The sequence below is a fragment of the Methylobacterium sp. J-077 genome (genome assembly GCF_022829365.1).
Lineage (GTDB): Bacteria > Pseudomonadota > Alphaproteobacteria > Rhizobiales > Beijerinckiaceae > Methylobacterium.
Genome location: NZ_JAKSYJ010000058.1, coordinates 1 through 22,536 on the forward strand (window position 1 = coordinate 1; position 22,536 = coordinate 22,536).

A 22,536-nucleotide genomic window follows, 5' to 3' on the forward strand; every position below is an offset into this window, starting at 1 on the left:
AATTCATCTCCTCTGCGGGGGAGAGATAGGACCTTCCCGTTGGAAAGGCCGCAACGACCACTTCCCACGCGATCCAATCGCAGGGCTCTCTGTCGTAGAGTGCCCCGAAGCAGACCGTCCGACCTTCCGCAAGGGGTCGTGAACGGGCGCGGCGGCAACGTCTACTCACGTACGTTGCTGTCCGAAAGCGGGCCGGCGGGAAACCATCCCTCTCGGACAATTCGCGTGGGTCCCATCCGGTAATTTTCACCCCTCGAGCAGCGCGCGATCCCGAGACGTCGCGCATCACTGGGGTGCTTCGCTGTTCTCCGTCATGGCCGGAGCAGCGACGCAAGCGCGCGGAGGAAATCGGGCGGATGGAACTCGTGCTCTGGGTCCACGTCCGACCCAAGCGTGCCGTTCGAGCCTCCGTCCCGATGTCCGTGAGCGGACGTTGAACAGTCACCGCGGTCGGAGGAAAGCTGGCCGGTACGGAAATACCTGCGTCCCGGCGCATGTCCGAGTTCCGCGTCCTGGGCAGCGTGAAAGCAAGTCTCAGGCGCTTTGATCAGGTTGCGGCGCCCGGCCCCGTCGCTCTTCGTTGAGCTGGCGGCCTTGGCGGTCTATGCACCGACCCCATGGACCTCCAAGATTCCGCGAGTCGATCCCTGGCGACCCTCGCCTGCAAGGTGCCGCTTTCCAGGAAGGCGGCGCCGTTCCTGCCCATGAGCCGCGCCGAGATGGACGCGCTCGGGTGGGACGCCTGCGATGTCGTCTTGGTGACCGGCGACGCCTATGTCGATCATCCGAGCTTCGGCATGGCCATCATCGGCCGGCTGCTCGAAGCGCAGGGATTCCGGGTCGGCATCATCGCGCAGCCCGACTGGCAATCGGCCGAGCCGTTCAAGGCCCTGGGCCGGCCGACGCTGTTCTTCGGCGTCACCGGCGGCAATCTCGATTCGATGGTGAACCGCTACACGGCGGACCGGCGCTTGCGCCACGACGACGCCTACACGGCGGGGGGAGAGGGCGGCCGGCGGCCGGACCGCTCGACCATCGTCTACACGCAGCGCTGCCGCGAGGCCTACAAGGACGTGCCGATCATCCTCGGCGGCATCGAGGCGTCGCTGCGCCGCATCGCCCACTACGATTACTGGTCCGACAAGGTGCGCCGCTCGATCCTGGCGGACGCGAAGGCCGATCTGCTGATCTACGGCAATGCCGAGCGCGCCGTCGTCGAGGTGGCGAACCGCCTCGCGGCCGGCGCGGCGCCGCACGACCTCGACTCCGTCCGGGGCGTCGCCCTGTTCCGCCGCGTGCCCGCGCAGTACACCGAGTTGCCCGCCGACGATCTCGAATCCACCGACGAGGCCGCCGCCCGCCGCCCCGGCGAGACCGTGATCCGGCTCCCCGCCTACGAGCAGGTCAAGGACGACAAGGAGGCCTATGCCCGCGCCTCGCGGGTGCTGCACCGGGAGGCCAACCCCGGCAACGCCCGCCCCCTCGTCCAGCGCCACGGCGACCGCGACCTGTGGCTGAACCCGCCGCCGATCCCGCTCTCCAGCGAGGAGATGGATGCGGTCTACGACCTGCCCTACGCCCGCGCGCCCCATCCCGCCTACGGTGACGCGAAGATCCCCGCGTGGGACATGATCAAGTTCTCGGTGACGATCATGCGCGGCTGCTTCGGCGGCTGCACCTTCTGCTCCATCACCGAGCACGAGGGCCGCGTCATCCAGAACCGCTCGGAAGGCTCGATCCTGCGCGAGATCGAGCAGATCCGCGACAAGACCCCGGGCTTCACCGGCGTGATCTCGGATGTCGGCGGGCCGACGGCGAACATGTACCGGATGGCGTGCAAGGACCCGAAGATCGAGGCGGCGTGCCGGCTGCCGTCCTGCGTCTTCCCGGATATCTGCCCGAACCTGAACACCTCGCACGACGACCTGATCCGGCTCTACCGCAAGGTCCGGGAGGTGAAGGGCGTCAAGAAGGTGATGGTCGCCTCCGGCGTGCGGTACGACCTCGCGGTCCGGAGCCCCGAATACGTCAAGGAGCTCGTGACCCATCACGTCGGTGGCCGTCTCAAGATCGCGCCCGAGCACACCGAGCGCGGCCCCCTCGATCTGATGATGAAGCCGGGGATCGGCACCTACGACCGCTTCAAGGAGATGTTCGACGCCGCCGCCAAGCAGGCCGGCAAGAAATACTATCTGATCCCGTATTTCATCGCGGCGCATCCGGGCACGACCGACGAGGACATGATGAACCTCGCCGTCTGGCTCAAGAAGAACGACTATCGCGCCGACCAGGTCCAGACGTTCCTGCCCTCGCCGATGGCGACCGCCACGACCATGTATCACACGGAGATCAATCCGTTGCAGGGTGTGCGGCGCGGCGGCAGCGAGCCGGTCGACGCGATCAAGGGGATGCGGCAGCGCCGGCTGCACAAGGCGTTCCTGCGCTACCACGACCCCGAGAACTGGCCCCTATTGCGCGAGGCGCTGCGGGCGATGGGCCGCGCGGATCTCATCGGGCCGAGGCCGGACCAGCTCGTTCCCCTATCCCAGCCGCCGGGAACCGGCTCCGGTGCGGGCAAGGCGGGCAGCTCGCCACGGCCCATGCGCCACCCGGGCGCGCCGCGTTTCACCACGAAGGGGGTGCCGCTGAGGAAGTGACGGTCTCGCGCGCCTGGCAACCGGATGGTCCGAGGGCGGCTTTCGACGCTCCATGCCCCAACGCGGACAGGCGTGAAGCCACCCATCCCGGACGGTTCGGGTGGGTTGCCACCCGGGAGGCCTCACCACTTGGGCAGCGCGCGATCCCAAGACGCGGCGCATCACGGGGTTGCTTCGCGGCGCTCGCAGGGACGGCGTGCGCTGATCGGTGTCCAACCTTTTGACCGTCCGACATCGAGCTCCGATCCCGCGTCCCCCTTCCGCTCTCCTCCCCTACCCCTTCCCCCCGGAGCGATCCGTGCTACAGGCCCCGATCTTCTTGAGGACGGGGGGTCGGCATGGCCCAGATCGCGAGCATGACCGGGTTCGCCCGGGCGGCGGGCACCACCGGGGCGGTGCAATGGGCCTGGGAGGTCCGCAGCGTCAACGGGCGCGGCCTCGACGTGCGCATCCGCGTGCCGGCCGGCTATGACGGGCTCGGCGAGACCGCGCGCACCGCCCTGCAGAAGACCCTGTCCCGGGGCCAGTGCCAGCTCACCCTCACGTTGACCAAGCCGGAGACGACGGCGCGGGTTCGGATCAACGAGGCCCTGCTGGCGAGCCTCGCGCAGGCGGTCGCCCGGGTGCCGGTGCCCGAGGGGGTCGCCCCCGCCACCATGGACGGTCTGCTCGGCGTGCGCGGGGTGATCGAAGTCGAGGACGAGGCGGCGCCCGACACCGACTCGCTCGCCCGGGATCTCGCCGAAGGCGTGGTCCGGCTGGTCGCCGACCTGGTCGAGGCCCGCCGGGCGGAGGGGCGCCAGCTCGCCGACATCGTCACCGCACAGGTCGAGCGGATCGCCGCGCTGACCCGGGCCGCCGAGGACAACCCGGCGCGCAAGCCGGAGGCGGTGCGAGCCCGGCTGGAGGCGGCCATCGCGGCCCTGAGCGGGACCGATCTCGATCCGGACCGCCTGCACCAGGAGGCGATGCTGCTCGCCGGCAAGGCGGATGTGCGCGAGGAGCTGGACCGGCTGCACGCCCATGTCGCGAGCGCCCGCGACCTGCTCGCCGCCGGCGGCGCGATCGGCCGGCGCCTCGATTTCCTGGCCCAGGAATTCGGCCGTGAGGCCAACACCCTGTGCGCCAAGGCCAACGACATCAGCCTGTCGCGGATCGGGCTCGACCTCAAGGCCGTCGTCGAGCAATTCCGCGAGCAGGTCCAGAACATCGAATGACTTTTTGGAACCGGGGGATGCGAATGGATATCGCGGCGGAGCCACGCGGATGAGCGGACCGGCGAACAACGTCTCGGACACGATCGCGCGGCGTGGGTTGATCCTGATCCTGTCCTCGCCTTCCGGGGCGGGCAAGACCACGCTGACCCGGGCGATCGCGCAGGACCCGGCCTGGGCGCTCGATCTGTCGATCTCGGTCACCACCCGGTCGCGCCGGCCCTCCGAGATCGACGGGCGGCACTACCACTTCATCGACCGGGAGGCGTTCGAGGACCTGCGCAGCCGCGACGACCTGCTCGAATGGGCCGAGGTCCACGGCAACTATTACGGCACGCCCCGCCGGCCGGTGGAGAAGGTCTTGGGCTCCGGCCGGGACATGATCTTCGACATCGACTACCAGGGCACCCGCCAGGTGCGGGCCAAGCTCGCCCAGGACGTGGTGACGGTGTTCATCCTGCCGCCCAGCATGGCCGAGCTGCGCCAGCGCCTGGAGCGCCGCGCCGAGGATTCGGCCGAGACGATCGAGAAGCGGCTCGCCAACGCCCGGACCGAGATCCAGCGCTGGAGCGAGTACGATTACGTCATCGTCAACGAGGATCTGCAGGACGCCTTCAAGGCGCTTCAGGGGATCCTGTCGGCCGAGCGGTTGAAGCGGGCGCGGCGGACGGGGTTGGCTCAGTTCGTCGACGGGCTGCTGGCGGAGGCGGAGGCCTGAGCTTCCACCCGTCATTGCGAGCGCAGCGAAGCAACCTAGGGACACGACGCTACGATCTGAGAGCGCGCGCTGAACTGGGTTGTTTCGCTGCGCTCGCAATGACGGTGGCGATGCCGATCACGCCGTGATGGTGAAGCACGCGCCTGGGTTGTTCGCCACGTCGAGCCGGGCATTGATCTGGTCGAGCATCGCCCGGATCAGCTTCATCCCGAGGCCGGAACCCTTGCCGCGCGCCTTGGCGTCGGCCCAGTCGGCGGGCAGGCCGGCGCCGTCGTCGCAGACTCGGAGCTGGACCTCGCCCGGGCCGGAGGCCGCGACGCTGACCTCGACCCGGCCGCCGCCGGCCGGGTTGGCGGCGTACTTGAAGGCGTTGGTGACCAGTTCCGTCGCGATCAGCGAGAGCGCCACCGCCTTCCGGTAAGGCACCATCAGGCCGGGCTCGGCCGAGAGGTCGACGGCATGGCCCTCGCCGGCGAGGCCCGCGAGGTCGTTGCACAGGTTCTCGATGGTCTGCCCGAGATCGACCTCGTCGACCCGCTCGGCCTGGTACAGGCTGTCGTGCACGCGCGCGACGCTCATCACCCGGGCGGAGGTGTCGGCGAAGGCCTGCCGGGCCTCGGCGTCGGAGATCTGCCGCCGCTGCATCTGCAGGAAGGCCGAGACGATCTGCAGGGAGTTCTTCACCCGATGGTCGATCTCCCGGGTCAGCAGATCCTTTTGCTCGAGCAGGCGCTCCTTCTCGGCGAGCAGGCTGGTCAGCTCGTCGATCTTGCGGCGCTGGCGCAGGACCACGCCCTCCACCGCCTCGGCCAGGGAGCCGGCGAGCTGGACCTGCCATTCCGCCCAGGCACTGGCGAAGCCGGTGCGCTCCTCGACCCAGCGCTCGAACGAGCGGCGGGGCAGCAGCGCCACCGGGCCGCTGCCGGCGAGCACGGGTTTGCGCGGGTCGCCACCCCAGGTCACCGTGCTGGGCACCTCCGGCCGGAACCAGACCAGCAGGGTCTCGCGCGACTCGTCCACGAAGGCCGCGAGCAGGCCGCTGGCGATCTCCCGGTACGGGGCCGCGTCCAGGTACTCGGCGGTGAAGTTGCAGCTGCTGTATTGGGTCTCGCCCGCTTGCAGCCGGTCCCGCAGCCAGCCGGCGATCCGGGCGACCATGTCGGCGGGCGGCGACCGGCCGATCAGCGTGACCCGCTCGCCCGCCACGATGCCGGCGCCGGTGGCGCTGAACAGGTCGAGCAGGGTGACGTTGCCGGCGGTCAGGGCGGCGACGAAATCGTCGGACCGGGTCAGCCCGCGCACCAGCCGGCCCTCGACGTCGAGATGCGCCTGACGCTCGACCCAGAGCCGGCGCGATTCGATCTCCTGCACCCGCATGGCGAAGGCGTCGGTGAGCACGGTGGCGGCCGAGCGCGTCTCCGGCGTGACGTAATGCGGGCGGCGATGATGGCCGATCATCAGGCCCCAGAGCCGACCCTCGACCATGATCGAGATCGACATCGAGCCGTTCACGCCCAAATTGCGCTGGTACTCCAAGTGGATCGGCGACAGCGTGCGGTGCTGGGCGAAGGTCAGGTCGAGCGGGCCGTTGCCGGCGCCGGGCGCCGCCACCAGCCCGACCGGCACGCTGTCCCGGTCGATCACGAAGCGGTTCTTCGCCCGGGTGTACAGGGCCCGGGCCTGGGCGGGGATGTCGGAGGCGGGAAAGCGCAGGCCGAGCAGGCTGCGCGACCAGCCGGGCACCTTGTCCTCGGCCACCGCCTCGCCGTTCCAGTCAACATCGAACCGGTAGACCAGCACGGCCTCGAAGCCGGTGAGCGCCCGGATCTCCAGGGCGGCGATGCGGGCAGCCTCGACCAGGGTGTCGGCCTCGCGCAGGCGCCCGACGGCGAGCTCGGTATCGACCTGGCTGGCGGTCGGGAAGTCGTCGGCGGATTCGGGCTCGAGCTCCAGCTCGACGATCACCCGCCCGGCATGGGCGTGGGCGACTGCGTAATAGGGCGCGCCGCGGCCGGGCAGGGTCAACCGGCGGCGGACGGACTGGCCATCCGCCAGGGTGCCGGCGGCCAGGCGCGCCCGGACGGTCTCGACGAAGTCCCGGGGCAGCACATCCCCGAGGGGGCGACCGGCCAGGGACGGAGCCGTAGGATCGACGATCTCGTCGACATTGGCCGAGTAGGCCAGGATCCGCAGGGTCTCGGCATCGGCCGCGATCATCACGGCGTTGGGCTGGATCGAGCCCGGGATGTGGATCGGTTCGCGCTCGCAGTGGCTGGCATCCACCGGCTCGGCCCGCGCCCGCCGGCCGATCGCCGCCATCACGGCCTCGCGCGGCAGGCCGGCGCCGAGGCTCTCGATCGGGTCGATGGTCAGCCACGTGACCGGGCCGGTCTCGGCCGCCGTGCCGTAGCGCATGTGAACCCGCGCCCGCAGGGGCTGCGGCAGGCGGCCGAACACGTAATCGAAGCTCTCGTCGAGCGCGCCGCGTCGGCTGCCGGCGAGGAACCGGCCGCGGAAGCTCGGCACATTGGTGCCCGGCATCACGTCGCGGAAATAGTTTCGGCCGAGAACCGACTCACGCGACAGGCCCGAGAGTGCGCTCGCGCCCTCGCTGAACACCACGACGGTGCCGTCCGAATCGAGGCCGATCACACCCTTGTCGAGGCGATCCAGCGCGTCGGACGCGAGCACGTCGAGGTCGAGGCCGCCTTCGGGGGCCTGGTTCGGCGGCATCAGAAAAGAACCCCGCTCATCCAGTCTGATATGACTGGGGGCGTAGGGAAGTGCAATGCTTCCGCTTGCGGCAAGATCAACATAGAATCACGATGCCGTTGGCCTCGGATTAAGACTGACCAATCTTATGTGTGATTTCAGACAAAGCAGTTGAAAACCCCTCTTCAACTGTAGGGTGGTATATGGGTTGGTCCCGGACAGCCTGGGCCGTCTTCCCATCGCCGATCGCGTGGGTCAGCAGATGCGCGAGATGCTCGACCGCCGGCCCGAGCATCTCGGCCCCGAGGAGCGTGCCGTCCCGGTCGGCCCAGATCCGGAGGCCGCCCCGGTTCTTGCCGTCCACCCGGGCGCGGCCCTGGTCGGCAAAGTCGACGGCGCCGGTCACGCGGCCGGCGACGTCGGGGTCGTAGGCCGCGCCGATCACGGCTACCTGTGGATCGGTGAACACCAGGGCGAGGCGCGTCCAGGGTTCGGGCGTCGCGACGGCGCGCCCGGCCGCGAGGGCCGCGGCGTTCGCCCCGGCGATGCGGCCCTGGCGGCTCGCCTCGTGCAGCACCGGCCGCCAGGCATCGGCGTCGCCCGCGATCAGGATCGGGGCACCCGCGCAGACAAGGCTGCGGCGGTCGAACTCCGGCACATCGTCCTCGCCGAGGCGCAGGCCGGCGGCGTCCAGCCCGAGTTCGTCCAGGTTCGGTGCACGGCCAGTCGCAGCCAGGACCTTTTCGGCCCGCGTCTCCCGGGCGCGACCGTCCCGGTCGGTCCACGACAGGCATACACCGTTGCCGTCGCGCGTCGCGGATTCAAGCGTTGACCCGAGATGCAGCGCCAGCTCCGCGCCGAAAATCTCGGCGGCCTGACGCGCGAGATCGGGCTCGGACAGTCCGGCGACCGTCTCGCCGGCATCGAGCACCGTGACGCGGATTCCGAGGCGGGTCATCGCCTGGGCGATCTCGATCCCGACCGCGCCGGCGCCGAGCACGGCCAGGGATTCCGGGAGGTCGGGAATCTCGAACAGGGTATCGGTGGTCAGCAGGCGATCGCCGAGCCCGCGCAGGGGCTTTGGAACTGTCGGGCTCGATCCGGTGGCGATCACGGCGGTCCGGAAGGCGATGCGGGTGTGGTCCCCGACCGTGAGACTGGTGCGATCGCGGAAACGGGCGCTGCCGGCGAAGCGCGACTCTTCGGGCAGCGCCTCGGCACCGTCGAGAACGCTGCCGACGAACCGGTCGCGCTCGGCGCGGAGCCGTTCGAGCACCGCGCGCCCATCCACCGCGACGCCTGAGACCCGGATGCCGAACAGGTCGGTGTTGCGCGCGCCGTGGGCGGCCTTGGCCGCCGCGATCAGGAGCTTCGAGGGCATGCAGCCGACTCGGGCGCAGGTCGTGCCGCCCGGGCCGCGCTCGATCAGGACGGCATGGGCTCCGGCCTCGGTGGCGGCCCGATAGGCGGCCAGTCCGGCGGTCCCGGCCCCGATCACCGCCACGTCGCACGTGCGCTCGTCCATCGTATCCCCGGCTCGGTTGCCGGGGCCAAAACCCGATCGCTGAAGTTCGTTCCGCCTGCGCCCCCGCGCCTCAGGCCGAGGCGCGGGGCATCGCGTCTCAGGCGTTGCGCACCGGCGCGGTGCCGCCGAGATGGAAGACCCGGTGCGGCACCAGCTCGCCGCGCTCGACGTCGCCCACCGCCACCAGGATGCCGCCGCAGGTGGCGAAGGCCTTGCCCTCCACGGGGGCGTCCCGGCCGCGCAGGATCACCGACTGGCCGCGCATCAGGCGCAGGCCCAGGTCGCGCGAGACCGTCACTTCCGGGATCGCGTCGAGCGCGGTCTCCACCGGACGGAGATGCGCGAGCGCGGCCTCCGGGCCGCCCTCGGTCAGGCCGGCGGCCCCGCAGGATTCCGCTTCGGAGAACGGCCCGACGCGGGTGCGGCGCAGGGCGACGACATGGCCGTAGCAGCCGAGCACGCGGCCGAGATCGCGGGCGAGCGCGCGGACATAGGTGCCCTTGCCGCACTCGGCCTCGATCACGGTTTGCGCGCCGTCATGCTCGACCACCGCGAGGCGGTCGATCTGCACGGGCCGGGCCACCAGCTCCACGATCTCGCCCTCACGGGCCAGATCGTAGGCGCGCTCGCCCTGGATCTTGATCGCGGAATAGCGCGGCGGCACCTGCTCGATCGCGCCGACGAAGGCCGGCAGCGCTCCCTCCACGGCCGCCCGCTCCGGGCGGGCGTCGCTGGTCGCGACGGCGCGGCCCTCGGCGTCGTCGGTATCGGTCTCGACACCCCATTGCACGGTGAACCGGTAGGCCTTGCGGCCGTCCATCACGAACGGGACGGTCTTGGTCGCCTCACCCAGCGCGATCGGCAGGATGCCGGAGGCCAGCGGGTCGAGGGTGCCGGCATGGCCGGCCTTCTTGGCGTTGAAGGCGCGCTTCACCACCGCGACGGCGTGGGTCGAGGTCATGCCGACGGGCTTGTCGAGGATGACCCAGCCCGACACGTCCCGGCGCTTGGGCCGGTCGGGACGGGGTCCGCGCTGCGGGCGGCGCTCCTCCGGACCCCGGCGCTCGGCGCCGGGGGCGGACACCGCGCGCTCGGCCGGCGGATGATCGTCGATGGAAACCGTCATGTCCTCGTGTCCCCCGGGGTCGTTGCCCCGCTCCTGTCCGTATGGCGACGGGAATCAATGCCCCGGTCCGGTCTCCGGTTCGCCGTCCTCATCCACCGCGTCCCGCTCGGGGACGAGGTCGCGCTGCACGCGCTCGTCGCGGAGCAACTTGTCGATGCGCGCCGCCTCGTCGAAGGTCTCGTCGCGGCGGAAGCGCAGCTCGGGGGCGAATTTCAGGTTCACCCGCCGGGCCACCTCCTGGCGCAGCACCTTGCGGTGGCGCTCCAGGGCGGCGATCACCGGCGCCTCGTCCATGCCGCCCAGCGGCATCACGTAGGCGGTGGCGAGCTTCAGGTCCGGCGACATCCGCACCTCCGGCACCGTCACGACATGCGTGCCGAGCACCGGATCCTGGATGTCGCCGCGCTGGAGCACCTCGGCGAGGGCGTGGCGGACGAGTTCGGCCACGCGCTGCTGGCGCTGCGAGGGGCCGGTGGAGGTCGGTTTCTGGGCCATTCTATCTCGGGCCGGCGGCGCGGGGCGACCGGTTCACGTCCAAGAGGAGCGCGCGTTGCGCGAAAAGAAAAGACGGCCGCGGCTGAGGCCGCGACCGCCCTGTCCGGACCGGGTCCGGGCTCTCAGAGCGTGCGACGGATCTCTTCGACCCGGTAGCACTCGATGACATCGCCGGCGCGCATGTTCTCGAAGTTCTCGAAGGCCATGCCGCACTCCTGGCCGGAGGTGACTTCCTTCGCGTCGTCCTTGAACCGCTTGAGGGTCTTGAGCTTGCCCTCGTGGATCACGACGCTGTCGCGGATGAGGCGGACATGGGCGCCGCGCTCCACGATACCGTCGGTGACGCGGCAGCCCGCGACCTTGCCGACCTTGGAGACCTCGAAGACCTCCTGGATCGTGGCCTCGCCGAGGCGCTCCTCGCGGAGGGTCGGCGGCAGCATCCCCGACAGCGTGGCTTTGATGTCGTCCACGAGGTCGTAGATGATGTTGTAGTAGCGGATATCGATCCCGGCCCGCTCGGCGGCCTCGCGGGCCTCCTTGAGGGCGCGCACGTTGAAGCCGATCACCACCGCCTTCGACGCCTGCGCCAGGGTGATGTCCGACTCGGTGATGCCGCCGACGCCCGACAGGAGGATGCGGGCCGCAACCTCGCCGTTGCCGAGCTTCTCCAGGGCGCCCGAGATCGCCTCGACCGAACCCTGCACGTCGCCCTTGATGACGACCGGCAGTTCCTTGCGGCCGGCGCCTTCCTTGAGGTCGCGCATCATGTCGACCAGCGAGCGGTTGGCACCGCCGGTGCGGGCGTTCTGCCGCTCGCGCTTCTGACGGGCGCGATACTCGGTGACCTCGCGAGCCCGGGCCTCGCTCGGCACCACGGTCACGCGATCGCCGGCATCGGGGGTGCCGTTGAAGCCGAGCACTTCCACCGGCACCGAAGGGCCGGCGTATTGCACGTTCTCGCCGAGGTCGTCGATCAGGGCGCGCACGCGGCCCCATTCGGCACCGGCCACGACGATGTCGCCGGTGAACAGGGTGCCGCGCTGGACCAGCACGGTCGCCACCGGGCCGCGGCCGCGGTCGAGTTGGGCCTCGATCACCGTGCCTTCGCCGTCGCGCTTCTCGTTGGCGCGCAGGTTCATGATCTCGGCCTGGATCTGGATGCCCTCCAGCAGCTCCGGCAGACCGTCGCCGGTCTTGGCCGAAACCTCGAACTCCAGGGTCTCGCCGCCCATCGACTCGACCTGGATGTCGTGCTGCAGCAGCTCCGTGCGGACCCGCTGCGGGTTCGCATCCGGCTTGTCGATCTTGTTGACCGCGATGATCATCGGGACGCCCGCCGCCTTGGCGTGCTGGATCGCCTCGATGGTCTGGGGCATCACGCCGTCATCGGCCGCCACCACGACCACCACGATGTCGGTGACCTTGGCGCCGCGGGCGCGCATCGATGTGAACGCCGCGTGGCCCGGGGTGTCGATGAAGGTGATCATCTCGCCGGACGGCGACGCGACCTGATAGGCGCCGATATGCTGGGTGATGCCGCCGGCCTCGCCCTCGACCACGTTCGCTTTGCGGATCGCATCGAGCAGCGAGGTCTTGCCGTGATCGACGTGGCCCATGATGGTGACCACCGGCGGACGGGGATCGAGATCCTCCTCCAGATCCGGCTCGTCGGACGACAGGCCCTCTTCCACGTCGGACTCGGCGACGCGGCGCACGGTGTGGCCAAGTTCCTCGGCGATGAGCTGGGCGGTGTCCGAGTCGATCACGTCGGTGATCTTGTGGATCTCGCCCTGCTTCATCAGCAGGCGGATCACGTCCACGGCCCGCTCCGACATGCGGTTGGCGAGTTCCTGGATGGTGATCGTCTCGGGGATCGTCACCTCGCGGGACAGCTTCTCTTTCTGCTCGACCTGACCACGGCCGCTCATGCGCTGCTGGCGGCGGCGGAACGAGGCGACCGAGCGGGTGCGCTCGTCCTCACCGGACGTCGCCGTCGCGATCGTCAGGCGGCCGCGGTTGCGGTCGCCACCCGGCGACTTCGGCGTCTTGGGCGGCGCGATGATCTTGAGCGGCATGCCGGGACGGCGGATCACCCGCTTGGTCTCGGACTCGTCCTCGTTGGTCTGGGCACCGCGGCCGGCGGGACGCGCCGCGGCCGTCGCACCGGCGGGACGGGCGGCCGTGGTCGGCGTCGCGCTCTTCTCGGGCTCGGGCGCCGGGGCGGGACGGGCCATGAAGTTGAGATCGCGGGGCTTGCGCGAATCCGCCGTGATGGTTTTGCGCGGCTCGCCAGTGGCGGGACGGGCGGTTAGCGGCGGGCGGGCTGCCGGAGCAGCCGGGGTCGCCGCAGCCGGGCGCGCAGCGGCGGTCGGACGGGCGCCCTCGGGCTGGCGGGTCGGGATAGCGGTCGGACGTGCCGGCATCGGACGCGTCGCCGAGGCCGCGGCCGGGCGGACGGGAGCCGCGGGCTGGGCAGCCGGTTCGGAAGCGGCAGGTGCAGCCGCCACGGGGGCGACGGGCGCGGCGGCCGGAGCCTGGGCGGCAGCAGCCGCTTCCGCGGCGGCAGCCTTGGCTGCCTCCTCGGCGGCGCGGGCGGCCTCGGCGGCGGCGGCTTTCCGGGCCTCCTCCTCGCGACGGCGCTCCTCGGCGGCCTCGCGCTCGCGGCGGGCCTGATCCTCGGCCTCCTTGCGGCGCGCCTGCTCTTCGGCCTCGGCCTTCTGACGCGCCTCGGCCTCGCGGCGCTTCGCGTCGGCAAGGGCGGCGGCGCGGGCCGCGCTCTCCTGCTCGCTCAGCGTGCGAAGCACCACACCGGATGCAGAGCGCTGGGCCGGGCGCGGCGGCGGCGTGGTGGTGGCGGCAGGGGCCGGGCGCGGGGCGGGCGCAGGCTCACGGGCGGGGGCGGCCGGCGCGGCGCCGATGACGCCACGGCGCTTGACCGTCTCGACCACGACCTGCTTGGAGCGGCCATGGGAGAAGCTCTGCCGTACGGTACCCGCCTCGATCGGCCGCTTGAGGGAGAGCGGCTTCGGAGAAGTCCTGTTCAGAGTCTTGTCGCCCGGGTTGTTCGTGTCGCTCATTCAGCCTGAACCCTGAGGGTTTCCATCGTCCCGTGAACCGACGCCCGGTGGCGCCAGCCAAATTCGTCCTGGTGCGTCGTCAACGTGAGGCTTCGTCGATCCCGCCGATTCGGGCTGGATCGGGCTCCTCGGTCGCCGCGGCGGCGCCCTCGAAGGAGCGTAGCCGACGCCAACGCGACAGGCAGCCGGCAGCTCCGGCTCCTGCGACGAGCGCAGCGTGTATCACATGATCCCGACCCAAGGCCATGTCCAATTCATCTTCGGACAGGTCGTCGATGATCGGTATCCTTGACATGGCTTCACCGTGCCGCCGGTACAAGGCCGAAGCGATCTTGCGGCGGCCGTCTGGACTGGCTTCGGCCGCATGGATCACGGCCATGGCGCCGGGCTGGCCGCCGATCGCGGCCTCGACCTTCGAGAACCCTGCGACCACGCATCCCGCCTTGTTGGCCATGGCGATCGCCTGCCGCAGATCCTCGCGCAGGCCGACGACGATCCGGTCGGGCAGGTCGGCGCCGGCCTGGGCCGGCCCCTTGAACGCCCGCGGGAACAGGTTTTTTCGAACCGCCGTCGTCACGGCCTCACGACGGGCACTGATCCAGGCGCCGCGCCCGGGGAGCTTCGCGCGCAGGTCGGGTACGACGCTCCCGTCCGGGCCGCGCACGAACCGGATCATCGCCTCGGGCGGCTGGACGACGCGCGTGACGATGCAGGTGCGCTGCGGCACGCGCCGGCCGGGGCCGCTGTCGAGCCCCCCGGGATCGAGTCCCGGATCCTGCCCCTCCTCGGGCGGGGTCGTGTCGACCTCGGCCATCCGCGCGTCCGCCGCAGCCTCCGCTCAGGCCTCGGCCGGGGTGGCGGCGGGCTCGGCGCCCTCCTCGCCCTCGGCGGTCTCCGCGCCCTCCTCGGCCTCCGGCTCGGGCAGCGCATCGATCCAGCCGGCCTTCAGGCGGGCGGCCATGATCAGGCCCTCGGCCTCGGCCCGCGACAGCTCGAAGCCGTCGAGATAGCCGGCATGGCGCACGGCGTCGGGACCGCGGCCCTCGGTGTAGCCGACGAGGTCGTCGGTGGCGCAGCCCGCCAAGTCCTCGATGGTCTTCACGTCGTTCTCGCCGAGCGCCACCATCATGGGCGTGGTGATGCCCTCGATCTCGCGCAACTCGTCGGCCACGCCGAGCTCGGTGCGGCGGGTGTCGTGCTCCTGCTCGATCCGGGCGAGGTGATCCTGGGCGCGGGCCTGGATCTCGGCGCCGGTCTCCTCGTCGAGCCCCTGGATGCCGGACAGCTCCTGGATGTCGACGTAGGCGATCTCCTCGACGTTGCGGAAGCCTTCCGCCGCCAGCAGCTGGCCGACGGTCTCGTCCACGTCGAGCGCCTCCATGAACACCTGGGTCCGCTCGGCGAACTCCTTCTGGCGCCGCTCGGATTCCTCGGCCTCGGTGAGGATGTCGATGTCCCAGCCGGTGAGCTGCGAGGCCAGCCGCACGTTCTGGCCGCGGCGGCCGATCGCCAGCGACAGCTGGTCGTCGGGCACCACCACCTCGATGCGGTCGGCCTCCTCGTCGAGCACCACCTTCACCACCTCGGCGGGCTGGAGCGCATTGACGATGAAGGTCGCCTCGTCCTCCGACCACGGGATGATGTCGATTTTTTCTCCTTGCAGCTCACCCACGACAGCCTGCACCCGGGATCCGCGCATGCCGACGCAGGCGCCGACCGGATCGATGCTGCCGTCGCGGGAGATCACCGCGATCTTGGCGCGGGAGCCCGGATCGCGGGCCACCGCCTTCACCTCGACGATGCCGTCGTAGATCTCGGGCACTTCCTGGCCGAACAGCTTGGCCATGAACTGCGGATGCGAGCGCGACAGGAAGATCTGCGGCCCGCGCACTTCCGAGCGCACGTCGAACAGGTAGGAGCGGATCCGGTCGCCCGGCCGGAAGGTCTCGCGCGGGATCATCTCGTCCCGGCGGACGATGCCCTCGCCCCGGCCCAGATCGACGATGACGTTGCCGTACTCGACCCGCTTGACGATGCCGTTGAGGATCTCGCCGATGCGGTCCTTGTACTCGTCGAACTGGCGGGCGCGCTCGGCGTCGCGCACCTTCTGGACGATGACCTGCTTGGCCGATTGCGCGGCGACGCGGCCGAAATCGAAGGGCGGCAGGGTGTCGGAGATCACGTCGCCGACCAGCGCGCCCGGGTTGTAGCGGCGCGCCTGGTCGAGGGTGATCTCCCGGGCGTCGTTCTCGACCTGATCGACCACCAGGAGGTGGCGCGACAGGCGCAAAGCCCCGGTCTTGTTGTCGATCTCGGCGTGAACGTCGGTCTCCGCGCCGTAGCGGGAGCGCGCCGCCTTGGCGATCGCCTCCTCCATCGCGTCGATCACGATGGAGCGGTCGATCACCTTCTCGCGGGCGACCGCGTCGGCGATCTGGAGGAGTTCGAGCCTGTTGGCGCTGACGACGGCCATCGGTGTCGGTCCTTCTCTTCCGTCAAGTCTTCGTGCCGGGCGCCCGAGGGCGGCCGGGCCCGAATCTCAAGTCATTTCAATGCAGGTCGTCGCGGCTCTTGAGCCGGGACGCCTTGGACACGACCGGCTTCTTGGGGCCGGTGCGCGGCGGTTTCTTCTCTTTCGGGGCCTTCGGGTCGGGCTTGGCGCCGGCCTTGGCGACCTTGCCCTTCGGACCCTGCGGCTTCGGCGCCGGTCGGGCGGGCACCACCGGCGCGTCGGCCTCGTCGTCTTCGTCGAGCGCGTCCATATCGTCGGCCGGCGGGCCGCCGCGGCGAAGCGACTCGCGGATCAGCTCGTCGGTGAGCACGAGATGGGCATCGGCGAGATCCCGCAACGGCAGGTCGATCCGGCTCGGCAGCCCTTCCTTAACGTCGGGCAGGTCGATCGGGACGGTCAGCTTCTCGGCATCCGGTGCGCCCAGGACCCCGCGAAACCGCTTGCGGCCGTCGAGCGGCGGGCTCAGCTCGACCTTGGCCTCGTAGCCCACCCAGCGGGCGAAGTCCGAGACCCGCACCAGCGGCCGGTCGATCCCCGGGGACGAGATCTCCAGGTTGTAGGCGGTGCCCACGGGATCGTCGACGTCGAGCACCGGCGAGATCGCCCGGCTCACCGCCTCGCAATCGTCGATCGAGAAGGTGCCGTCCGGCCGTTCCGCCATGATCTGAACGGTGCAACCGTTGGTGTTGGTCACCTTCACCCGGACCAGCCGGAAGCCGAGGCCCTGGACCGGCCCCTCGATCACCTGCACCACGCGGGCAGCGACGCCGCTCTCGCGGACGAGGCGCTTCTCGGACAGATCCGCTTCGATCTCGGACGACATGGATATCAGCGCGCAACCCTTGCGGCGTCCTGGGCGGCACGCCTCGACGTGCGGTCTCGCGCATCCAAACCCGACGCGGCGAAAAAAAAGAGCGGACCCGGTGGGGCCCACTCCCGAACCGCAGCCTCTCGACTGCCATCAGAACTGTTGAGCGATAGATAGCCGCGGTTGGTCGCGAGCGCAAGGCGGATCGGTTCTGGAACTCGATCGCGTTCGACATCGCTGGCGGGCAGAGGGAGCAGATTGCCCAAGACCGCTAGGCACCGCAGGGGAACGCTCGTGGCGCAGGTGCATTGCCGACCGAACGTGAAAACGCCGGCGCGCCACTCCGAACGGACAGGATCGAGCGATGACGACCCGTACCCCCGCATCCGGACGTTTTCCCGATTGGATCGGGCGCGCCCTCGTCCTGGGCGCCCTGGCAGGCAGCCTCGGCTTGACCAGCCCGGCCCTGTCTCAGTCGGCCGCGAGCCGGATCGACCAGCCGACCCCGGGAACGCTACCACCGGCCTCGGAGCGTGATAGCGCGGCCCACGGGAATGGCCGGGTCTCCCCGCCCAGCGCGATCCAGTCCTCGACCGACGTGATGCAATCGGACGGCACGGTGCAGGGCCAAGGGGCGCCCGCGCGCACGAACCCGATCGAGCATTTGCCCGAGACCATGCGGTAGCTTCGGTCCGCGCCGGGTCGATCCCGGGCGACATCCGAGCATGAAGACGATCACGTCGGTCCCGGGCCGCTTCGTCAGCGCCGTCAGGCGGTCGTTCCGGCAGTTCCTGGCTCTGCCACTCGCGACCGTGGTCGGGTTCGTCGGCCTGAATGCCCTGGTCTATCTAGCGGATCGGTCCTGGTCCGGGGGCGATGCGCCGGCCGGGTTCCGGTGGCTCGGGGATTTGCTGGGCGACAGCGCGGCCTTGGGAAGCCTCCTGACGACGGTGGCATCGAGCATCATCACCGTCACCTCCATCACCTTCTCGCTGCTGTTGCTGGCCGTGCAGCAGGGGGCCGCCGCGCTGACGGCGCAGGTCACCGACCAGTTCATGGCCCGGCGCACGAACCAGTTCTATTTCGGGTATTTCGTCGGCCTGTCGGTGTTCGTCCTGATGACGCTCGTCACCAACACAGGCTTTCACCGGCCCGTCTTCGGGACGACGATCGCCCTGCTTCTGACCACCTCGGCCCTCTGCCTGATCATCGTGATGATCTACAACACGATCGATCAGATGCGGCCGGCGCAGATCATCCAGTTCATCCACGACCGGGTTCTGGAAGCCCGCGACGAAGATCTCCGGTTGCTTGCGGCGACCCGGAGGATGGCGCGACAGGACTGGCCCGTCGCCGCGTTGGTGCGCTCGCGGGAAAGCGGGTACGTCGTCCGCCTCGACCTGCCGCGCATCGAACGGGCCGTCAAGCGGCATGCCCGGGAGGGGGTCGAGATCGCATTCGACATCCCGGTCGGGACGTATCGCGCCGTCAACGATCCCTTGTTCCGGGTGCGATGCAGGCCCGGCATGACGCTCGACGCGGGCGCACGCGAGGGCCTCGTCGGCGAGACGCTGGCCGCGCTCATCTACGACGACGGACGCGACCTGCAGCACGACGCCGCCTATGGCCTGCACCAGCTCTCGACCATCGCCTGGACCTCGGTCTCGACGTCCAAATCCAACCCCAGCCCCGGCCTCTCGGTCATCCAGGCGCTCCGGGACATCATCGCGCACTGGAGCAAGGACGAGAACCGGCCGCTCGAAGATCCGACATCCTGCATCGTCTACGCGGATGCCGCGCCGACCCTCGCGACCGACGCCCTTGAAGCCGTGATCGTCGTGGCCTCCGAGTCGATCCAATCCCAGACCCTCACGGAGGCGGTCCAGACCCTGGCGATCCTGCTTTGTCACGTCGAGCCGCCGACGGCGGACAGACTCGCCGATATCGCCAATCGCACCCTGTCGAGCCTCGGAGAGCACGTCCTGACCCGTCAGCTCGAAGCCGCCCTGGAGGATTTGACAAAGGCCCTCGCCGAGCGCGGCTTCGTCGTCGTCGCCAGGGCCGTCTCCGAGGCGTCGGCCGCGCTGGCCGAAAGCCTGGGCAAGCTGAACTCACGCTCGACCCGCGTGCCGGGAACGACCTCTTAGGAGCATGCAGGACCGGTGTTCCCATCCTCGCCATCATCTGAGGTGGCGTAGCGGATCGGAACCCTCGAAGGCGGCCTCCGGCCGGCCGCGCGATCCCATGAGGGCTCCTTCGAGGCTCGCTGCGCGCTCGCCTCAGGAAGAGGGGGGATGGTGTGGGAGAGGCACCGTTCACAGTCCGTCCGGGCGAGCGCCCGTTGGGTGCCGTCGCCGGCCGAAATCAACCGCCCCGCGGCACGCGCCCTTCCAGCGGATAGGCCGGATCGTTGTAGCCCGGCGTGGTCGGGTGCCCGGCCGCCACGAAGCCGTCGACCAACGCCTCGTCCTCGGGGGTGAAGGCATAGTCGAGGGCGCCGAGATATTCCTGCCACTGCACCTCGGTGCGCGGCCCGGCGATGACGCCGGTGACGAGGCGGTTGTTCAGCACCCAGGCGGTGGCGAACTGCCCGGCCGTGATGCCACGGCTCTCGGCATGCTCCTTGAGCGTCCGGGCGATGCGCAGGGATTCCGGGCGCCACTCGGTCTGCATCATCCGGGTGTCCTGGCGGCCGGCGCGGGATTCGGCCGGCGGCGGGGCGTCCGGGTCGTACTTGCCGGTCAGGACGCCGCGGGCGAGGGGCGAGTACGGGACGACGCCGAGCCCGTAATGGGCGCAGGCCGGCAGGTGCTCGGTCTCGGGCATGCGGTTGAAGGCGTTGTAGTAGGGCTGGCTCACCACCGGCCGGTCGATGCCGGCCTCGTCACAGAGCCGGCAGATCTCGGCGACCCGCCAGGACCGGTGGTTCGAGACGCCGAAATGGCGGATCTTGCCCGCCCGCACCAAGTCGGCCATCGCCCGCACGGTCTCGGCGAGCGGCGTGTCATGGTCCTCCTTGTGGAGGTAGTAGATGTCGATGAACTCGGTGCCGAGCCGCCGCAGGCTGTCCTCGGCGGCCTTCATCACGTGGACGCGCGAGAGGCCGCGGTCGTTGACGCCTTGGCCCGTCGGGTTGGCGACCTTGGTGGCGAGGATCCAGGCGGCGCGGTCGCTCTTGATCGCCCGGCCGGTGATCTCCTCCGAGCGGCCCTCGGTGTAGACGTTGGCCGTGTCGATGAAGTTGATGCCCGCCTCGCGGGCGCTCCCGACGATGCGGCCGGCGGTGGCCTCGTCGGTGGGCCCGCCGAACATCATCGTGCCGAGGCAGATCGGCGAGACCTTGAGGCCGGAGCGGCCGAGATTGCGGTACTGCATGGGATCCATCCGGTGTCCGTCCGCCCGCTATCTCGGCACCGGAGCGGCCAGGTCAACCGTCCGGATGTAACCCGCAGGACGCCGCGGCGAACCGACCCGCGCCGGGAGCGATCCACACACGTGCCCGTTTCGCCCCCGATATCCTCGGCCGCGGGCACACCGCTTCCGATGTCAGAAGGCCAAGTCCGACGACAATGATTGACCGCCTGGCCGTTCCCCTCGGCATCCCCCTCCCCTGGCTCGACAGAGCCGGGCGCCTCTCGTGGCTGAAGCTCGCGGTGTTCCTGGCCTGCATCGCGCCGGCCCTGTACCTGGCGGGTGCCTACCGGCTCGATGCGCTCGGCGCCAAGCCGATCACCGCGCTGATCCACGCCACCGGCGAATGGGCGGTGCGCTTCCTGCTGTTCTCGCTCGCGATCTCGCCCCTGCGCCGCATCGCCGACTGGGGAAAGGTGCTGGTGGTCCGGCGGATGCTCGGCGTCACCGTGATGGCCTACGCGGTGGCGCATCTCACCCTCTACGCGGTCGATCAGAACCTCGTCCTGACCAAGGTCGTCAGCGAGATCGCCCTGCGGCTCTACTTGACCCTCGGCTTCGTGGCGCTGATCGGGCTGATCGCCCTGGGGCTGACCTCGACCGATGCCGCGATCCGCAACCTCGGGCCGAACTGGCACCGGCTGCACCGGCTGGTCTACACGATCGCGGTGCTGGCGCTCGTCCACTACTTCCTGCAATCGAAGATCGACGTCAGCGACCCAGTCTTCTCCGCCGGGCTGTTCCTGCTGCTGATGGGCTGGCGGGCGATGCGGCGCTTCAAGCTGCCGGAGCGGCCGTGGTCGCTCCTGCTGCTCGCGATCCTGGCCGGCCTCGCCACCGCGGGGCTCGAGGCGGCCTGGTACGGGCTCGCCAGCGGCGTCCCGGCGAGCCTCGTGCTTGCGGCCAACCTAGATTTCTCCGGCCCGATCCGCCCGGCCTGGTGGGTCCTGGGGACCGGGCTGCTGATGCCCGCCATCGCGCTCGCGCGGAGTTTCCGTGCGCCCCACAGGACACCGCGGCCGGCAGCCGGCGCGCCGCGCAGGACGGCCGCCAAGACCACAATGTCGGAACCCTTGTCGCCGTCCGCCTGATGCCGCAGAACCCGCCACCGGCGGCTCTGGGCCGCAGCGGAGTGACACGGGCTATGCGCGGAAGGCTACTCCTCATCGCGGGCATGCTCGCACCGACCCTGGCCCTGGCGGCTCCCGCCAAGACGGCGCCTGACAAGACCGCCGCCCCAGTGGCCGCGGCGTGCAAGCCGCCCGAGCCGCCGCCGGCCTCGGCGCGGCCGGTCAAGCCGGCCCTGCCCGAGAAGCCGGCTTGCCTCGACGCCAAGGGCGGCTGCCCCGGCTGGGAGGCCTACAGTTTCAACGACGCGGTCAAGGCCTACAACCTGCAAGCGCAGGCGTTCCGGCCGATCGCCGAGGCCTATGTGCAGAAGCTCAACGCCTACGTGAAGGCGAGCGGGGAATACGCCCAGTGCGAGATCAACGCGATGCAGAACTGAAGCCCGCTGTGGCAGAGCGGTAACCGGACAGCCGGCTGAACGGTGGACAACCGGGGACGCGGCAGGGGTTCAGCCGGCGCGGCGCAGTCTCCGGCATCGAGGCCGCGATCCCCGCCGCCCGTCCCTGCCGAGGCCGACCAGTGCCCCTCCGTGATCTCATCGGGCGCGCCGGATTCTGCGCCCTGCTGTTCGCCGCCGCACCAGCGCTGGCGGCCGATTTCGATGGCCCGCCGCCGCCACATGGGTATGGCGGCCCGGTGGACGGCTACGAGCGCGAGCGGCGGCCGCCGCCTCCGCCCCCCGAGCTGGAATTCCGCAGGCCTCGCTTCACCGCGGCGCCGCCCGAGGCGTGCCGGGAGTTCGTCCGGCGCCGGTTCGATCCGGACGGGGCGCCGGTGGTGCGGCGGGTGCGGGTCTGCGACGAGGCGGCCTTCGAGCGCGGGCCGCCCCCGCCGCCCCCGCCGCCACCCGAGGACGGTCCGCCCCGCCCCTGGGGCGGGCCCCGCTGGTAGGGCGACCCGGATCAGATCCGGGCCGGGGCCTTCTTGAGGGCAGCCGCGAAGGCCTTGAGCTGGCGGTTCAGATCCGCCAGCTCGTTCAGCGCGATGGTCTTGTGGCCGTCGCGGACCGCGCGCTCGATATCCTCGACCTGGAGGCTGACGACGCGGCGGATGGCGGTGGCGACTTGTTCTCGGGTCATCGATGCGAGCGTCTCGTTCGCGCGTCCTGGCGGGCCTCGACGGACGGCCGAAACACGGCCGCCGACACCGTTCG

General features: G+C 70.4%; 18 protein-coding genes. 8 read left to right on the plus strand and 10 right to left on the minus strand.

Translation table 11 applies throughout. The annotated features are described in order from the left end of the window. Nucleotides 1-617 precede the first annotated feature (617 nt). The 3 genes from MKL11_RS03450 to gmk all read left to right on the plus strand — a co-directional run bounded on the left by MKL11_RS03450 (nucleotide 618) and on the right by gmk (nucleotide 4,589). Nucleotides 618-2,657: a YgiQ family radical SAM protein gene (locus MKL11_RS03450; RefSeq protein ID WP_243940309.1), complete on the plus strand. Its 2,040-nt coding sequence runs from the start codon at nucleotides 618-620 to the stop codon at nucleotides 2,655-2,657. Nucleotides 2,658-2,995: 338 nt separating this feature from the next. Further along, nucleotides 2,996-3,874: a YicC/YloC family endoribonuclease gene (locus tag MKL11_RS03455; RefSeq protein WP_243940311.1), complete on the plus strand. Its 879-nt coding sequence runs from the start codon at nucleotides 2,996-2,998 to the stop codon at nucleotides 3,872-3,874. 49 nt (nucleotides 3,875-3,923) lie between these two features. After that, complete coding sequence (gene gmk / locus MKL11_RS03460; RefSeq protein ID WP_243940313.1) at nucleotides 3,924-4,589, plus strand: guanylate kinase; 666 nt, start codon at nucleotides 3,924-3,926, stop codon at nucleotides 4,587-4,589. A 117-nt stretch (nucleotides 4,590-4,706) separates the two neighbouring features. Here gmk and MKL11_RS03465 read toward each other — a convergent pair whose 3' ends face one another. From MKL11_RS03465 to rimP, 8 genes are all read right to left on the minus strand, one after another. Beyond that, on the minus strand, nucleotides 4,707-7,322 hold the full coding sequence (locus MKL11_RS03465; protein ID WP_243940315.1) for a histidine kinase dimerization/phosphoacceptor domain -containing protein: 2,616 nt from the start codon (nucleotides 7,320-7,322) through the stop codon (nucleotides 4,707-4,709). A gap of 109 nt (nucleotides 7,323-7,431) precedes the next feature. Beyond that, nucleotides 7,432-8,826, minus strand: coding sequence for a dihydrolipoyl dehydrogenase (locus MKL11_RS03470; protein WP_243940316.1), 1,395 nt, complete (start codon nucleotides 8,824-8,826; stop codon nucleotides 7,432-7,434). A gap of 97 nt (nucleotides 8,827-8,923) precedes the next feature. Further along, complete coding sequence (gene truB, locus MKL11_RS03475; RefSeq protein ID WP_243940319.1) at nucleotides 8,924-9,952, minus strand: tRNA pseudouridine(55) synthase TruB; 1,029 nt, start codon at nucleotides 9,950-9,952, stop codon at nucleotides 8,924-8,926. Between the two features lie 54 nt (nucleotides 9,953-10,006). Continuing rightward, nucleotides 10,007-10,447 carry a 30S ribosome-binding factor RbfA gene (rbfA, locus tag MKL11_RS03480; RefSeq protein ID WP_243940321.1) on the minus strand — a complete coding sequence of 147 codons (441 nt, stop codon included), beginning with the start codon at nucleotides 10,445-10,447 and terminating at the stop codon, nucleotides 10,007-10,009. Nucleotides 10,448-10,569: 122 nt separating this feature from the next. Then, a complete protein-coding gene (gene infB / locus MKL11_RS03485; RefSeq protein ID WP_243940323.1) occupies nucleotides 10,570-13,524 on the minus strand; it encodes a translation initiation factor IF-2 in 2,955 nt (984 codons plus the stop codon). A 79-nt stretch (nucleotides 13,525-13,603) separates the two neighbouring features. Next, on the minus strand, nucleotides 13,604-14,338 hold the full coding sequence (locus MKL11_RS03490; RefSeq protein WP_243940325.1) for an RNA-binding protein: 735 nt from the start codon (nucleotides 14,336-14,338) through the stop codon (nucleotides 13,604-13,606). A 24-nt stretch (nucleotides 14,339-14,362) separates the two neighbouring features. Next, nucleotides 14,363-15,997, minus strand: coding sequence for a transcription termination factor NusA (gene nusA, locus MKL11_RS03495; RefSeq protein WP_243940327.1), 1,635 nt, complete (start codon nucleotides 15,995-15,997; stop codon nucleotides 14,363-14,365). A gap of 76 nt (nucleotides 15,998-16,073) precedes the next feature. Further along, nucleotides 16,074-16,859, minus strand: a complete 786-nt coding sequence (gene rimP, locus MKL11_RS03500; protein WP_243940329.1) for a ribosome maturation factor RimP — start codon at nucleotides 16,857-16,859, stop codon at nucleotides 16,074-16,076. A gap of 349 nt (nucleotides 16,860-17,208) precedes the next feature. Between rimP and MKL11_RS03505 the strand changes: the two genes are divergently transcribed. Together MKL11_RS03505 and MKL11_RS03510 are read left to right on the plus strand one after the other, a co-directional pair. Then, complete coding sequence (locus tag MKL11_RS03505; protein ID WP_243940331.1) at nucleotides 17,209-17,529, plus strand: hypothetical protein; 321 nt, start codon at nucleotides 17,209-17,211, stop codon at nucleotides 17,527-17,529. A gap of 40 nt (nucleotides 17,530-17,569) precedes the next feature. Next, nucleotides 17,570-18,991, plus strand: coding sequence for a DUF2254 family protein (locus MKL11_RS03510; RefSeq protein ID WP_243940333.1), 1,422 nt, complete (start codon nucleotides 17,570-17,572; stop codon nucleotides 18,989-18,991). Nucleotides 18,992-19,208: 217 nt separating this feature from the next. Here MKL11_RS03510 and MKL11_RS03515 read toward each other — a convergent pair whose 3' ends face one another. Then, nucleotides 19,209-20,219 carry an aldo/keto reductase gene (locus MKL11_RS03515; RefSeq protein WP_243940357.1) on the minus strand — a complete coding sequence of 337 codons (1,011 nt, stop codon included), beginning with the start codon at nucleotides 20,217-20,219 and terminating at the stop codon, nucleotides 19,209-19,211. A gap of 194 nt (nucleotides 20,220-20,413) precedes the next feature. Here MKL11_RS03515 and MKL11_RS03520 point away from each other — a divergent pair, with 194 nt between their 5' ends. From MKL11_RS03520 to MKL11_RS03530, 3 genes are all read left to right on the plus strand, one after another. Continuing rightward, nucleotides 20,414-21,346, plus strand: a complete 933-nt coding sequence (locus MKL11_RS03520; RefSeq protein ID WP_243940335.1) for a sulfite oxidase heme-binding subunit YedZ — start codon at nucleotides 20,414-20,416, stop codon at nucleotides 21,344-21,346. 53 nt (nucleotides 21,347-21,399) lie between these two features. Next, nucleotides 21,400-21,762, plus strand: a complete 363-nt coding sequence (locus tag MKL11_RS03525; RefSeq protein WP_243940337.1) for a hypothetical protein — start codon at nucleotides 21,400-21,402, stop codon at nucleotides 21,760-21,762. Between the two features lie 140 nt (nucleotides 21,763-21,902). Further along, a complete protein-coding gene (locus MKL11_RS03530) occupies nucleotides 21,903-22,274 on the plus strand; it encodes a hypothetical protein (RefSeq protein WP_243940339.1) in 372 nt (123 codons plus the stop codon). An 11-nt stretch (nucleotides 22,275-22,285) separates the two neighbouring features. On the opposite strand, the gene MKL11_RS03535 is transcribed toward MKL11_RS03530, so the two are convergent. After that, the gene (locus MKL11_RS03535) at nucleotides 22,286-22,462 is read right to left on the minus strand and encodes a hypothetical protein (protein WP_007569379.1); all 177 of its coding nucleotides are present in this window, start codon (nucleotides 22,460-22,462) and stop codon (nucleotides 22,286-22,288) included. Between the last annotated feature and the right edge of the window lie 74 nt (nucleotides 22,463-22,536).

Coding starts and splice junctions, on each gene's coding strand:
- infB (WP_243940323.1), bottom strand. CDS start 13,524: ATGAGCGACACGAACAACCCGGGCGACAAGACTCTGAACAGGACTTCT.
- MKL11_RS03525 (WP_243940337.1), top strand. CDS start 21,400: ATGCGCGGAAGGCTACTCCTCATCGCGGGCATGCTCGCACCGACCCTG.
- rbfA (WP_243940321.1), bottom strand. CDS start 10,447: ATGGCCCAGAAACCGACCTCCACCGGCCCCTCGCAGCGCCAGCAGCGC.
- MKL11_RS03515 (WP_243940357.1), bottom strand. CDS start 20,219: ATGCAGTACCGCAATCTCGGCCGCTCCGGCCTCAAGGTCTCGCCGATC.
- truB (WP_243940319.1), bottom strand. CDS start 9,952: ATGACGGTTTCCATCGACGATCATCCGCCGGCCGAGCGCGCGGTGTCC.
- MKL11_RS03510 (WP_243940333.1), top strand. CDS start 17,570: ATGAAGACGATCACGTCGGTCCCGGGCCGCTTCGTCAGCGCCGTCAGG.
- MKL11_RS03505 (WP_243940331.1), top strand. CDS start 17,209: ATGACGACCCGTACCCCCGCATCCGGACGTTTTCCCGATTGGATCGGG.
- gmk (WP_243940313.1), top strand. CDS start 3,924: ATGAGCGGACCGGCGAACAACGTCTCGGACACGATCGCGCGGCGTGGG.
- MKL11_RS03450 (WP_243940309.1), top strand. CDS start 618: ATGGACCTCCAAGATTCCGCGAGTCGATCCCTGGCGACCCTCGCCTGC.
- MKL11_RS03490 (WP_243940325.1), bottom strand. CDS start 14,338: ATGGCCGAGGTCGACACGACCCCGCCCGAGGAGGGGCAGGATCCGGGA.
- MKL11_RS03470 (WP_243940316.1), bottom strand. CDS start 8,826: ATGGACGAGCGCACGTGCGACGTGGCGGTGATCGGGGCCGGGACCGCC.
- MKL11_RS03520 (WP_243940335.1), top strand. CDS start 20,414: ATGATTGACCGCCTGGCCGTTCCCCTCGGCATCCCCCTCCCCTGGCTC.
- nusA (WP_243940327.1), bottom strand. CDS start 15,997: ATGGCCGTCGTCAGCGCCAACAGGCTCGAACTCCTCCAGATCGCCGAC.
- rimP (WP_243940329.1), bottom strand. CDS start 16,859: ATGTCGTCCGAGATCGAAGCGGATCTGTCCGAGAAGCGCCTCGTCCGC.
- MKL11_RS03465 (WP_243940315.1), bottom strand. CDS start 7,322: ATGCCGCCGAACCAGGCCCCCGAAGGCGGCCTCGACCTCGACGTGCTC.
- MKL11_RS03455 (WP_243940311.1), top strand. CDS start 2,996: ATGGCCCAGATCGCGAGCATGACCGGGTTCGCCCGGGCGGCGGGCACC.
- MKL11_RS03535 (WP_007569379.1), bottom strand. CDS start 22,462: ATGACCCGAGAACAAGTCGCCACCGCCATCCGCCGCGTCGTCAGCCTC.